The organism is Streptomyces sp. NBC_00435 (assembly GCF_036014235.1).
Taxonomy (GTDB): domain Bacteria; phylum Actinomycetota; class Actinomycetes; order Streptomycetales; family Streptomycetaceae; genus Streptomyces.
The window spans coordinates 7142764-7155357 of the sequence record NZ_CP107924.1; the positions used below are offsets into that span (position 1 = coordinate 7142764).

General features: G+C 71.0%; 13 protein-coding genes and 1 pseudogene. 9 read left to right on the top strand and 5 right to left on the bottom strand.

Features of this window, described 5'->3' with window-relative positions; translation table 11 throughout:
• Positions 1–6 precede the first annotated feature (6 nt).
• Positions 7–711, top strand: coding sequence for a M24 family metallopeptidase (locus OG389_RS32205; RefSeq protein ID WP_328302200.1), 705 nt, complete (start codon positions 7–9; stop codon positions 709–711).
• Between the two features lie 103 nt (positions 712–814).
• Here the strand turns inward: OG389_RS32205 and OG389_RS32210 are convergent, their stop codons facing one another.
• On the bottom strand, positions 815–1231 hold the full coding sequence (locus tag OG389_RS32210; RefSeq protein ID WP_328302202.1) for a TOBE domain-containing protein: 417 nt from the start codon (positions 1229–1231) through the stop codon (positions 815–817).
• 282 nt (positions 1232–1513) lie between these two features.
• Between OG389_RS32210 and OG389_RS32215 the strand changes: the two genes are divergently transcribed.
• The 3 genes and pseudogenes from OG389_RS32215 (at position 1514) to OG389_RS32225 (ending at position 4311) form a co-directional block, all read left to right on the top strand.
• A complete protein-coding gene (locus tag OG389_RS32215) occupies positions 1514–1918 on the top strand; it encodes a helix-turn-helix transcriptional regulator (protein ID WP_328302204.1) in 405 nt (134 codons plus the stop codon).
• 162 nt (positions 1919–2080) lie between these two features.
• A pseudogene (locus OG389_RS32220) lies at positions 2081–2257 on the top strand (substrate-binding domain-containing protein); the annotation flags it as partial.
• Positions 2258–2388: 131 nt separating this feature from the next.
• Positions 2389–4311: an ABC transporter permease gene (locus tag OG389_RS32225; protein WP_328302206.1), complete on the top strand. Its 1923-nt coding sequence runs from the start codon at positions 2389–2391 to the stop codon at positions 4309–4311.
• A gap of 36 nt (positions 4312–4347) precedes the next feature.
• On the opposite strand, the gene OG389_RS32230 is transcribed toward OG389_RS32225, so the two are convergent.
• Positions 4348–4977, bottom strand: a complete 630-nt coding sequence (locus OG389_RS32230; RefSeq protein WP_328302208.1) for a type IV pilus twitching motility protein PilT — start codon at positions 4975–4977, stop codon at positions 4348–4350.
• A 242-nt stretch (positions 4978–5219) separates the two neighbouring features.
• On the bottom strand, positions 5220–6053 hold the full coding sequence (locus OG389_RS32235; RefSeq protein ID WP_328302211.1) for a class II glutamine amidotransferase: 834 nt from the start codon (positions 6051–6053) through the stop codon (positions 5220–5222).
• Between the two features lie 355 nt (positions 6054–6408).
• Between OG389_RS32235 and OG389_RS32240 the strand changes: the two genes are divergently transcribed.
• Entirely contained in the window at positions 6409–7023 is a 615-nt protein-coding gene (locus OG389_RS32240) for an HdeD family acid-resistance protein (protein WP_328302213.1), read from the top strand.
• A 240-nt stretch (positions 7024–7263) separates the two neighbouring features.
• Here OG389_RS32240 and OG389_RS32245 read toward each other — a convergent pair whose 3' ends face one another.
• The gene (locus OG389_RS32245) at positions 7264–7647 is read right to left on the bottom strand and encodes a hypothetical protein (RefSeq protein WP_328302214.1); all 384 of its coding nucleotides are present in this window, start codon (positions 7645–7647) and stop codon (positions 7264–7266) included.
• Between the two features lie 546 nt (positions 7648–8193).
• Here OG389_RS32245 and asnB point away from each other — a divergent pair.
• Together asnB and OG389_RS32255 are read left to right on the top strand one after the other, a co-directional pair.
• The gene (gene asnB / locus OG389_RS32250) at positions 8194–10047 is read left to right on the top strand and encodes an asparagine synthase (glutamine-hydrolyzing) (protein ID WP_328302215.1); all 1854 of its coding nucleotides are present in this window, start codon (positions 8194–8196) and stop codon (positions 10045–10047) included.
• An 8-nt stretch (positions 10048–10055) separates the two neighbouring features.
• Positions 10056–11288 carry an acetyl-CoA C-acyltransferase gene (locus OG389_RS32255; protein WP_328304263.1) on the top strand — a complete coding sequence of 411 codons (1233 nt, stop codon included), beginning with the start codon at positions 10056–10058 and terminating at the stop codon, positions 11286–11288.
• A 112-nt stretch (positions 11289–11400) separates the two neighbouring features.
• On the opposite strand, the gene OG389_RS32260 is transcribed toward OG389_RS32255, so the two are convergent.
• Positions 11401–11634, bottom strand: coding sequence for an EamA family transporter (locus OG389_RS32260; RefSeq protein ID WP_328302217.1), 234 nt, complete (start codon positions 11632–11634; stop codon positions 11401–11403).
• A gap of 38 nt (positions 11635–11672) precedes the next feature.
• Here OG389_RS32260 and OG389_RS32265 point away from each other — a divergent pair, with 38 nt between their 5' ends.
• Positions 11673–11960, top strand: a complete 288-nt coding sequence (locus OG389_RS32265) for a hypothetical protein (RefSeq protein ID WP_328304373.1) — start codon at positions 11673–11675, stop codon at positions 11958–11960.
• Positions 11961–12285: 325 nt separating this feature from the next.
• The gene (locus OG389_RS32270; RefSeq protein WP_328302219.1) at positions 12286–12528 is read left to right on the top strand and encodes a hypothetical protein; all 243 of its coding nucleotides are present in this window, start codon (positions 12286–12288) and stop codon (positions 12526–12528) included.
• Positions 12529–12594 lie beyond the last annotated feature (66 nt).

Genomic DNA, 12594 nt, shown 5'->3' on the forward strand with positions numbered 1-12594 from the left:
GGCACGATGGCGGTACCCGACCGGATGGACGAGCGTCTGCGGGCCTTGAGGCTGGTGGAGGAGCAGAGGATGGCTCAGGCCGTGCTCGCCGAGGTGATCGAGGGCGGTCTGATCGTGCCCGGTCGCACCGAGTGCGAAGTGGACGACCGGATCTGGGACGTGGCGGGGAAGGTCTTCGGTACGGCCGTGGGCTGGCCTGACCGTCTTGTCCGCTCGGGGCCGCACACGGTGCTTCCGTACGGTCAGGTCCCACCGGACCGCGTGATCGGGGTGGACGACATCGTCGTGGTCGATCTCGACCCGCTCTTCGTCGGGCACCAGACGGACTTCGCCCGCACGGTTGTCGTCGGCGACGACCCGGGCAGGCGCCGGCTCGTCGAAGACCTGGCCAAGGTGGGCGCGGCAGCCCGGGAGACATTTCTCGGGCAGGACGGCATCACCGGCAGACAGCTGCACGCCGAGGTGCGGGCCCTGGCCGGTAAAGCGGGCTGGAGCCTGGGAACGTGGCAGGTGGGCCGTTTGTGCGGGCAGGCCCCGGCTGTGGGCGGATCCGACGCGGAGCCCTGTTCCTTCATCGGTCCGGACAACGACGAGCCACTCCGCCGCACCGCCGCAGGAGGGTGGCGGGCTCACTGGATCCTGGAGATACGCCTGGTCGACGACTTCAGCGGGTTCGCAGGCGCGTTCAAGCAGCTCCTCGATCTGGTGTGACTCCGAGTGGTGTTGCCCGTTGACCGCTGGGCTGGGCGACCAGGTGCGCCCGAGGGCCCCCACCAGCAGGTGCGGGGCCCTCGGGCGATTGTTGCGGGGGTGATCAGACGGAGAGGGAGATCTCGGTCGACTTGATCAGGGCGACGACGGAGGTGCCGGCGGTCAGGCCGAGGGCCTCGACGGCGTCCTTGGTGATGGCGGCGGTGAGCTCGCCACCCTCGACGGAGACCTTGACGGAGCCCATGGCGCCGCCCGTCGCGACGTCGGTGACGGTGCCCGTGATCTGGTTGCGGATGGAGATGCCCTCGACCCGGCCCTTCGCGAGGGAGACCTCGGTGGACTTCACGAGCGCCTTGACTGCGGTGCCCTCGGCCAAGCCGAGGTCCTTGACGGCGTCGGTGGTGATCGCGGCGGTGATGTCCTGACCGCCGACCAGGCGGACCTTCACCGTGGACATGGCCTCGCCGGCCGTGACGGAGGTGACGGTGCCGGGGATCTGGTTGCGGATGCTCAGGCCCATGGAAGTAACGCCTCACTCTGATCGGCGGGGGAAGGCGGCCTGACGGCCGCCACATCGATCACGCTAGCCGCAGGCATACCGGGCTGCTCGGAGGCCATCTCATCCGCCAGGCGAATGGCCCTTGTGGCATGGCATTTTCACCCCGGTCGAACGTCCTGAGATTTCGGGACATTGGGCCCCACCTGCTTGGGGGCCTTCGGATCGACCCTGCGCATCTGCATCTGATATGCAACGATATGGTCAAATTGCAGATGCTGGGTTTCTCGCCCTAACGTGTCGCATATGCAGTACTACACCGTGGGCCAGGCCGCACGCATGCTGGGCGTCAGCCCCGACACCGCACGCCGCTGGGCGGATGCCGGGAAGATCCCTACGTACCGCGAGGGCGGTCAGAGCCCGGGGCGTCGGATGATCGAGGGCCGCGATCTGGCGGCGTTCGCAGTCGACCTCGCACAGAAGGCCCAGGACGAGGACGACCCGGTCCAGACCTCGGTGCGGAACTCCTTCCCCGGGATCATCACCGCGGTCAAAATCGGCGACGTCTCGGCCCAGGTGGAGATCCAGGCGGGCACTCACCGTTTGGTCTCGCTGCTGACTCGGGAATCGGTGGAGGAAATGGGGCTGGAGGTCGGAATGCGGGCCACGGCCCGCGTGAAGTCCACCAGCGTCCACATCGACCGCGTCTGAACCGACTGCTCCTTCTTCTTCCTTCCTTCCGTCCTTCGGTTACGGCAGTACCCGGCCCGAGCCGCTCGCGGGCCGGACCCCTTCAGTCCCAGGAGACTCAGCGACCATGTCCCGAAGCCTCACCTCGCGCCGCGCCGCCGCCGGTCTGATCGCCGGCGCCCTGCTGATCCCAAGGTCGTCGCCGTCGACATCCCCGACGATCAGAACGCCGTGGCCTCCTACCCGGCCGCCTCGCTGAAGGGTTCGAAGAACGCCGCGGCGGCCGACGCCTTCGTGAAGTGGCTCTCCACCCCGGAGGCCCAGAAGTTCCTCCAGGACGCCGGCTTCCAGAAGCCGTAGCCGACTGACCGACTGGCCGGCCCGTGCTACGAGCCGGATCGTGCTCCGGACCGGGGCCGCCCAGCAGGGCGGCCCCGCAGCCGTTCCCGCCCCGCCCCGCCCGCCCACCAACCCGCCGAGGACCGCCCTTCATGTTCCGTGGCCGCCGGGTGTCCGGCACCCGCCCCTCGCTCGCCCTGGCGCTGCCCGCGCTGATCGCGGTCCTGTTCCTGCTGCTCCCGCTCCTCGGCATCCTGGTGCGCACCGAGTGGGGCGAGCTCGGTACCCACCTCACCAGCCCGCCGGTGGTCGAGGCCCTCAAGCTGTCCCTGCTGGTCTCCTTCGCCTCGCTCGGCCTGTCCCTGGTGCTGGGCGTTCCGCTGGCGTGGCTGCTGGCCCGGGTCGAGTTCCCCGGGAAGACGTTCGTACGGTCCCTCGTACTGCTGCCGATGGTGCTGCCGCCGACCGTGGGCGGTGTCGCACTGCTGCTCGGGTTCGGGCGGCGCGGGCTGCTCGGGCCCTGGCTGGAGAGCGCCTTCGGGATCGTCCTCCCCTTCCACACCTCCGGTGCGGTCCTCGCCGCGACCTTCGTCGCGATGCCCTTCCTCGTCATCAGCCTGGAAGGCACCCTCGCGGGCCTCAAGCCCTCCTACGAGGAGACCGCCTCCTCTCTTGGGGCTTCCCCGGTCCGGGTGTTCTTCACGGTCACCCTCCCGATGGTCGCCCCGGGCCTGGCCGCGGGGGCCGCCCTCGCGTGGGCCCGCGCGCTCGGCGAGTTCGGTGCCACCATCACCTTCGCCGGTAACCTCCCCGGCTCCACGCAGACCCTGCCGCTCCAGGTCTACTTGCTCCTTCAGGACGAGCCCGAAGCCGCCACCTCGGTCTCCCTGCTCCTCCTCGCCATCGCGATGGCCGTACTCGTCGGCCTGCGTGGACGGTGGACCGGCTCGGTCGGCCGGCCCCGCGGCTCCTCCAGGCCGGAGCCGGCCGCTGCGGTCCTGGCCACCACGGAACCACCTGCCCCGCTCCACCAGACCGAGCCTTGGCCGCTGCATGCCGAGGTGACCGGCTTCAACGAGCTCACCCTGGATGCCGAGCCGGGTACCACCGTCGCCGTCGTCGGCGAGAACGGATCCGGCAAGACCACGCTGCTCCGGGCGCTCCTGGGTCTGACCCCGCGCGCCCACGCCGCACTGAAGCTGGGCGACTTGGACGTCACCGCGCTGCCCCCGCACAAGCGGCAGGTCGCGTGGGTGCCGCAGGACGGTGCACTCTTCCCGCACCTCAACGCTCTGGCCAACACCGCCTACGGGCTCCGCGCGCACGGGATGCCGAAGGCCGAGGCCCGCAAGGAAGCCCACCGCTGGCTCGACCAGCTGGGCGTCGGACACCTCGCTCACCGCAAGCCCGGTGAACTCTCCGGCGGTCAGGCCCAGCGCGTGGCCCTGGCCCGCGCGCTCGCCGCCCGCCCGCGCCTGCTGCTCCTCGACGAGCCGCTGGCCGCCCTGGACCAGACCACCCGCGCCCACGTACGGCACACCCTGCGCCGCCACTTGGCCGGCTTCGGCGGGGTCTGCCTCATCGTCACCCACGACCCCGTCGAGGCCGTCTCGCTGGCCGACCGGGTCCTCGTACTCTCCGATGGCCGCACCCTCCAGGACGCGACGCCCTCCGAGGTGACCCGTCACCCGCGCTCCCCGTGGGTGGCCCGGATGCTCGGCCGCAACGCCTGGCCGTGCACCGCGAACCGCGAAGGCCTCACGCTTGCCACCGGCGGCGTCCTGGTCGCCGCCGACCCGCTCCCCGAGGGTGCCCAGGCCCTCGCGATCATCGCCCCGGAGGCGGTGTCCCTGCACCGTGAGCGGCCAGTCGGCAGTCCCCGCAATGTGTGGCGGGGCGTCGTACGCGAGATCACCGTCGTCGGCAGTCGCCTGCGCATCCTGATCACGTCCGAGCAGACCCCCGACCTGATCGCCGAGATCACCCCGCAGGCCGCCGCGGACCTCGCCCTCGCGGACGGTTCCGACATCTGGGCGAGCCTGAAGGCCACGGAGGTCACCCTCGTCGAGCTCTGACCCCGGGCCCCGGCGAGGCTGGGTCGGGGCGGGAACTCAGGGGCGGCGTCCGGGTGGGACCTCTCTGCGCATGCGGTGGCCCTCGATCGCGTGATGAACTCGAACGCGCGGTTGCTGAGGTGCCCGGGCGGCGCCCAGTCGTACGGCGTGTGGTCCTCGGCCTTGCCGCCCGGTCAGGTGCGGCCGACCGGGACGTAGGGCCGCTGGATGTCCTCCGGGTAGGCGGTGTGCAGCACGGCCTCCTCGTAGGTTGCGGATCGCCGACGTGCCTGCCAGCACCTCGAAGGCGGCCACCCGGCCCCCGCCGATCCGGGGGATGAGCGTCTGGTTGAGGATGCCGACCAGGGTGTGCGCCAATTGCAGCCGGATCTGTGGCTGTTGCTCGGCCGGGAACACGTAGACGATGCGGTCCAGTGTCTGCGACGTGTCGTTGGTGTGCAGGGTGGCGAACACCAGGTGCCCGGTCTCGGCGATGGTCAGGGCCGCGGCGATGCTCTCCGGGTCGCGCATCTCGCCGAGGAGCAGGACGTCGGGATCCTCGCGCAGGGCCGCGCGCAGCGCGGCGGGGAACGAGTCGGTGTCGGTGCCGACCTCGCGCTGGTTGACCGCCGAGCGCTTGTGGTGGTGCAGGTACTCGATCGGGTCCTCAATGGTGAGGATGTGCACCGACCGGTGTGTGTTCGGACGACGGCACGTCGAACGGGATGATCCGCAGCGCCAGCGCCGACGCACCGCGCTGCACGAAAGCGTTCCCGCGCAACCTGGCTCGCTCCCCCCAGCTGAACGTACGGCTTCCCACCTGGGGGCTGTCCGAGCCGGCGGACGTGCCCGAGCGCCTGCCCGCCGACGAGGACCGGGTCCGCGTCCTCAACCGCCGAACCACCGGCCTGCGTGCGTCAACGGCCGCTTCATGCCGGTACGGGCATGAAGGGATGCATCTCGTCGGCGCCGGGCTGCACGACGCCGTAGCTGCTCTCCGGTACCTCGTTCCAAGCGCCGGGCAGGTCGCCGAGGGGCTCGGACACGATCAAGCGGGTCTCCTCCGAGATGTCCCGCAGGTACGCCACATCGGGGTGCAGGCGGCGCAGCGCGTCCACCCGGCTGCTGTAGAAGAGCGACCGGGAATCGTGTGCGCTGGAGTAGCGGAAGGCCCACACGCGTTCGCCGTCGGTGATGGCGAGCGTCATCTGGAGGGGGAACTCCACGCCGTGGTCGCGGCCGGCGCGCTCCACCACTCCCGCCATCCTGGCGACGGCGGTCGGCGGGTCCAGGGCCAGGCCGAAGGTGAGGGTCAGGAAGAACATCACCTCGGAGTCGGTGGTTCCCTCGATGTCGGCGTACAGGGCCGGATCGACGAGCAGGGTGAGGTCCCGGCGCATGAGGTGGAAGCCGGTGATGGCGCCGTTGTGCATGAACATCCAGCGGCCGTGCCGGAACGGGTGGCAGTTCGACTGCTGCACCGCGGTCCCGGTCGACGCCCGGATGTGGGCGAAGAACACCGGGGAGCGGACGTGGTCTGCCATCTCCCGCAGGTTGCGGTTGTTCCAGGCGGGACCAACGTCCCTGAGGAGTGCCGGCGTGTCATTGTCCTCGGTGTACCAGCCGACGCCGAATCCGTCGCCGTTCGTCGTCTCGACGCCCAGCTTGGAGTGCAGGCTCTGGTCGATCAGCGAGTGCGCAGGTTTGTACAGGATGGTGTCGAGCAGCATGGGGGTCCCCGAGTAGGCGAGCCATCGACACATGTGCCATCACCTGTGTTCCCACTGAAAGCTGTTCCACGGGCGAGAATCCCGCGTGGTCCCGCGCGGCCCTCATTCGAGGGCGTCACAGGCCGGACCGTCACTTCTCCGCAGCGCCTCTTCGCCCGGCTGCGGGCACCCGCTCCGGGCAGGCCCGCCGGGGCCCTCTCTCCCGCCCTCTCATTCTCGCGGCCTCCTCAGATGATCGCCACGCAGGCGGCGACCGGTCCGGGCGAGGACGCGTCCGGAGCGGCGAGCCGTGGCCCACCGGCCTAAAATGGGCCTGCTAGGCGAACAAGGCATGTCCGATGGCGTGGAAGGGCCTCGACAGGGTCCTTCGATCGGCCCGGGAGGCGTGATGACCGTATCCCCCGACGCGGCGCCGCAGCGCAGGCAGAGCGATGCCGAGGACGTCCTCAAGCAGCTGGGAGGCTCGTGGCACTGGGCACTCGGATTCGCCCTCGCGACCCTGATTCCGGGCATCCTGGTACTCGTCTGGCCCGACGAGACCCTGCACGTCCTGGCTGTGATCATCGGCCTCCAGCTCCTGGTGGCCGGCGGCTTCCGTTTCGTGACGGCGTTCTCGCACAGCGGTGACGGGGGCGGCAGCAGACTGGCGGGAATCATGATCGCCATGCTGGCATTCCTGGCCGGTGTCCTGGTTCTGCGGCATCCGATGCAGACGATCGGCGCGCTGTCCCTGATCGTGGGAGTGTTCTGGCTGCTGACCGGCGTACTCACGGCGTACGTAGCGATCGCCGACCGCGCGCTCGTGCACCGCGGCCTGCTCTTCGCGCTGGGCGCCCTCGGCTCCGTCGCCGGGATCGTGGTGCTCTGCTTCCCGGTGGACTCCGCGGTCGCCCTGACACGACTGCTGGGACTGTGGTTCGTCCTGCTCGGTGTATTCGAGGTGGTGATGGCCTTCGCACTGCGCTCCGCCACCCGACAGATCACGCCCACGACTCGAGGGTGAGTGCCGGGGGTGGCAGGCTGGCGCTCCGGAGCGAACAAGCCTCGGCCATGTCGCGGACGCGCCGCAACGGCGCGACCAGTGACTGCGCGCCACGCCGGTGTCCCCGCCGAGGGAAGGTGGGCACGCCGAAGTGGAGCTCGGACCCGGGACGTTCGGGGCGACCTCCGCACCACGCTCCCGCTCGATGCGGCCGGGCCCGCAGCAGGCCCGACCGCACGAAGATTTCGGCTCAGCGGTCTCTCAGTAGGAATTGCGGGATACCTTGATCAGCTTGCACTCGATCTTGTCGCCGGCCTTCGCGGCCTTGGCTACGTCGAATGCCAGGGCCCCGGCGTTTTCGTCCGTGTACTTCTGGCCCGGTGCGAGGTTCTGGCCGGTGGACACGATGTCGCTCTTCTTCTCGCCGTTGACGGTGACCTCGCCCTCGGCGAGGTAGCTGAACCGACGGTCATCGCTGTTGATGTACTCGATCTTGAGGTCGAGTTCCTTGGTGCCGTACTCGCCGGCCTTCACCTTGCAGGACATGACCTTTACGTCTTTGGTGATGTCCGGCTCGTCGGCCTTCGAGCTGCCATCGGCCCGAACGTCGCCCCCAGGAGGGACGGACCGCGGCTGCGTGGACATGCGACAACTCCTGGGGGTCTGTGTGCGCGGCGCTCAAGTAGGGGGAGCGGGCGGCCTGAGCCAGCCGGTGCGCGAGGGTCGAGAACGGGGTTCGGGCCGCCGGAGGCGATGCGCGAAACCGTCGGGCCGCGGACGTCCGTGCATCGTGGACCGCCCCCGACGACAGTCGGATACATCAGCCCAACGCCCTTGGGGCAGGCGGTTACCGGCAACACGCCCACCGCACCTTCCGAACGGCGGAATGGCCGGATCCCACATCACGTGGCTGGTCTTGAACTCGGTGAGTCGCAAGCTGTGTTGGCTCGTCCACCGCGATCTGACCAGGGCGTACCCGGCGGCCCGGACCTTCCCACGGGCGAACGTCGTCATCGTGGAACTCGGTGGTTCCCTCCCCGGCGACGTGTCGAGCCCTCCCTGATCACCGGACCCGCCTCGCCACCCGGCCGGCCTAACCGTACGTTGCCTTGGGCGATCATCGACGTGCACAGTGTTGCCGCTCGGTGGCGCTCTGGCCCCGCGCGTCACCATTGAGAGGATCGATTCTTCGTGTGTGGGCTCGCTGGTTGGGTTGTGTTCGGCCGGGACGGGCTGCCGGAAGCGGACTCGGTGGAGCTCAAGCCGATGCTGGAGTCCCTGGCCTGCCGGGGGCCGGACGCCTCGGGGTCGTGGACGGGTCCGGGTGCGGCCGTGGGGCACACCCGGCTGGCGATCGTGGACAAGGCCGGCGGCCGCCAGCCCATGGTGGACCGGACCGCTTCCGGCGGGCCCGGGGCGGTGCTGGTGTTCACCGGCGAGGTCTACAACCACGACGAGCTGCGCCGCGAGCTCACGGCGCGCGGCCACCGCTTCCACACGCGCTCCGACACCGAGGTCGCCCTGGCGGCCGTCCGGCAGTGGGGCGCGGGCGCCGTGGAACGGCTGGAGGGCATCTTCGCGTTCGCGGTGTGGGACGTGCGTGAGCGACGTCTGCTCCTGGCCCGCGACCGGCTGGGAGTGAAGCCCCTCTTCTACGCACTGACCCCCCGTGGCGTCCGGTTCGGATCCGAACCCAAGGCGGTCCTGGCCCACCCGGCGGCGGAAACGATTCTTGACCTGCCGGGCCTGCGCGAACTGATCCTGGCCTCGCACCCGATGGTCAACTCGCCGGGGCGGACGCCTTTCTCGGGCCTCAGCGAGGTGCCGCCCGCGCACGTGGTGACGATCGACGCCAGCGGCAGGGCCGCCGTGCACCGCTACTGGTCCCTGACCCCGCGCGAGCACACCGACGACCTCCCCGACACCGTCGCCACCGTCCGTGACCTGCTCTCCCGGGCGGTCGGCGGCCAGGCCGTCACCGAAGTGCCGTCCTGCACGCTGCTCTCCGGCGGTCTCGACTCCAGCGCCATCGCCGCCCTGGCTCGTCAGAGCACCGGCGGAGCTCTCACCACCGTCTCCCTCGACCTCACGGCGAAGACGAGGCCGTCCGCCCGCGACGCGATGCGTCGCGACGACGACGCCCCCTACATCGCCCTGATGGCGGACGCCCTCGGCTCCCGCCACCACGGCATCGCCCCCGCCGCCCAGCGGCTCGCCGACCCCGCCCTGCGCGCCGAGGTCGTCCGCGCCCGCGACGGTCTGAGCCTGGGGGACTTCGACCACTCCGCACTGCTGCTCTTCAAGGCCGTACGAGCCCACGGCAAGGTCGCTCTCTCCGGTGACGGGTCCGATGAACTCTTCGGCGGCTACCGCTGGTTCGAGGCGGAAGGCCCGCCGCCCGGCGGGGCCGCGCAGGCGACCTTCCCCTGGGAGCGGGTCATCACCCGCGCCGACCTCACCCTGCTGCTGGTTCCGCCCCTGCGCACCGCCCTCGACCTGGACACCCACCGCGCCCGGCTCCTGGCCGAGGCCCGGGCCGAACTCGACCACCTGCCCACCGCCGACGACGCCGAGCGCAGGCTGCGCACCATCAGCCACCTCAGCCTCACCCGCTTCCTGCCCGCCCTCCTCGAACGCACCGACCGCCTGAGCATGAGCTGCGGCCTCGAAGTACGCGTTCCGTTCCTGGACCACCGCCTGGTCGAGTACGTCTTCAACACCCCGTGGACGTACAAGACCCACGACGGCCGGGAGAAGAGCCTGCTGCGCGCCGCCTGCCGCGGTCTGGTTCCCGACCCGGTCCTCGACCGGCGCAAGAGCCCGTACCCGGTCAGCCGCGACCCCGCCTACCGGGAAGCCCTCACCGCCCAGGCCCACCTCCTCCTCGACTCGGACAGCCCGGCCCTGGACCTCCTCGACCCCTCTGCCGTCCGCGGCCTCCTCCTCGATGCCGACAGGACCCACCGCTTCCCCCGCGAGGGGCTCGAGTTCGTCCTCGACCTCGACGTGTGGCTGCGTACCCACCGCCCGACCCTGAACCTGTGAGCACCTCCATGACCACGACCGAGCCCCGCCCCGTCATCGTGTCCGCGGTGCGGACCCCCATCGGCCGCGCCCACCGTGGCGCACTGGCCTCCGTACGGCCCGACGACCTCCTCGCCACCGCCGTCGAGGCGGCCCTCGCGCGCGTCCCCCAGCTCGACCCCGCCACCCTGGACGACCTGATCGCCGGCTGCGCACTGCCCGGAGGCGAACAGGGCTTCAACATCGCCCGCATCACCGCGGTCCTCCTCGGCCTCGACCACGTGCCCGGGGTGACCGTCAACCGGTTCTGCACCTCCTCCCTCCAGGCGCTGCGCATGGCGGCCCAAGCGATCCGCTGCGGGGACGCGCGGGCTGTGGTGGCCGCGGGGGTGGAGTCGCAGTCCCGTCTCGCGTACGGGAGTTCCGATACCTGGCCCGGCACGCGCAACCCCGCCTTCGCCGACGCCGAAGCCCGCACCGCCCACCGCTCCGCCACCGCCGGCGAGACGTGGTACGAGCCCCGCGAAGGCGGCGCCCTGCCCGACCCCTACCTCCCCGTCGCGCTCGCCGCCGAGCACGCCGCCGACCTGTACGGCATCACCCGAACCGAGATGGACGCCTACGCCGTCCGCTCCCATCGCCTCGCCGGCCGTGCCTGGGAGACCGGATTCTTCACCCCCGAAATCGTCCCGGTCCTCACGCCGGCCGGGGAGAAGGTCACCCGCGACGACTGCCCCCGCCAAGGAGTCACCCTCGACACCCTGGCCGCCCTCGCACCCGCCGCCCGCCCCGACGGCCGGGTCACCGCCGGGAACGCGGCGCCCCTCAGTGACGGCGCCGCCGCCGTCCTCGTCATGGACGAGGCCTTCGCCCTCGCCCGCGGCATCACCCCCTTGGCCCGGATCCTGGCCACCGCGGTCAGCGCCCACACCCCCGAAACCGAGGGCCCGGCCCCCGTCGAAGCCACCCGCCGCGCCCTCGCCCGTACCGGCATGACCCTCGACGACATCGACGTCCGCGTCGGCAACGAACCATTCGCCGCCCAGATGCTCGCCTACTGCCGCGAACTCGACTTCGACCCCGACCGCTTCAACACCCACGGTGGATCCATCGCCCTGGGCGAGCCGTACGGCGCCGCCGGCGCCCGCCTGACCACGACCGCCCTGAACACCCTGCGCCAGGACGACGGCGCAACCGCCCTGATCTCCGTCGTCGCCGCAGGCGGCATCGGCATGACCGCCGTCTTGGAACGCCTCAACTGACCAGCGCGGTGAGGACCGTTCAGGTCGGGCCCCGCCGGCCGGCGACAAAGAGGGCTTCGTCCACCACCCGGCGCTCGTGCCACTCGCCCACGAGAGTTGTCCGGGCCGGAGGTCAGGTCGGCGGGACGCTCAGGAGGACCACGCCCGTCGAGACGACGACGGCCGCCGCGATCCGGCGCGCACCGAGCGTCTCCTTGAACAGGACCGTACCGATGACCGCCGCCCAAATGACCCCCGTTTCGCGGAGCGCGGCCACCTCCGCCGTCCCCGTCCGGGTCTGGGCCCACAGGACCGTGCCGTACGAGGTCAGAGTGCGCCGCTTGGCCTGCGGCATCACCACGAGCACCAGCGCACCTGACGGTGTAGCAGGCGATCACCGCCCCGGTGGCGAGCGCGGCGGCGACCTGGCTGAAGTCGCCCATTCGGTATGAGCGGCTGAGCAGCACCACGTACCCGGCGTGGGCGATCCCCGAGGCCACCAGGTACGGCCACGATCCGGCCGCCGGTACGGGGAGCAGTGGGAGCAGCGTCAGGCAGAGCAGGGCCTTGGTGACGCTGATCTGGGTCAGTCCGGCGTCCCGGTCCGGGATCGCCTTGGCCACGGTGTTCCAGACGGCGTGCAGCAAGCCGGCCGTGAGCACCGCCGCCACGGGCAGCGCCGCCGGGGGCTGACGTGCCGGCCTTCAGGCCGTGGTCGATGTCGTCCACGACGTTGTACGCGCCGAGCACGACCTGCTCGGACAGGTCGCGCAGCGACAGGTGCAGCACCGGAGTTCGGCGGGCAGCGCTCTGGGCGGATGTGGACGGCCTTCGGGGCGGGCAACGTCCTGGGCGGTCTGATAGGCATGCGGTTCCGCCCGAAGCGGCCGCTGGCCGCCGGAGCGGTCGCGATGTTCGCCTGGGTCGTCCTCCCCTGTCCAACGCCCTGGGTCTTGCACTGTGGTCGACGTGTGCCTGCTTCGTGGTGGGCGGTGCCGCCTGGGCGTTCTGGAGCGTCATGTGGGGCACGAGCGTCCAGTCCCAGGTCCCCGCGGCGGTGCTGAACCGGGTCCACGCCTACGACGTCGCCGGGTCCCTCATCGCCTTCCCCGTCGGCCAGGCCCTGGCAGGCCCTGTCGCCGAACTCATCGGCGCGCGTACGCTGCTGTACGTGTCCACCCTGGTCGCGGTGGTCACCTTCGCGGTGCTGCTCTCGGTCCCGGCGGTCCGCTCCTTGAGGCGGGCGGAGCCGCCCGCGTGACCCGTAGCGACCCATGCGCATGAGGACCCGATGGCGGGGACCCGGGGCGAGCGACCCCATGACGTG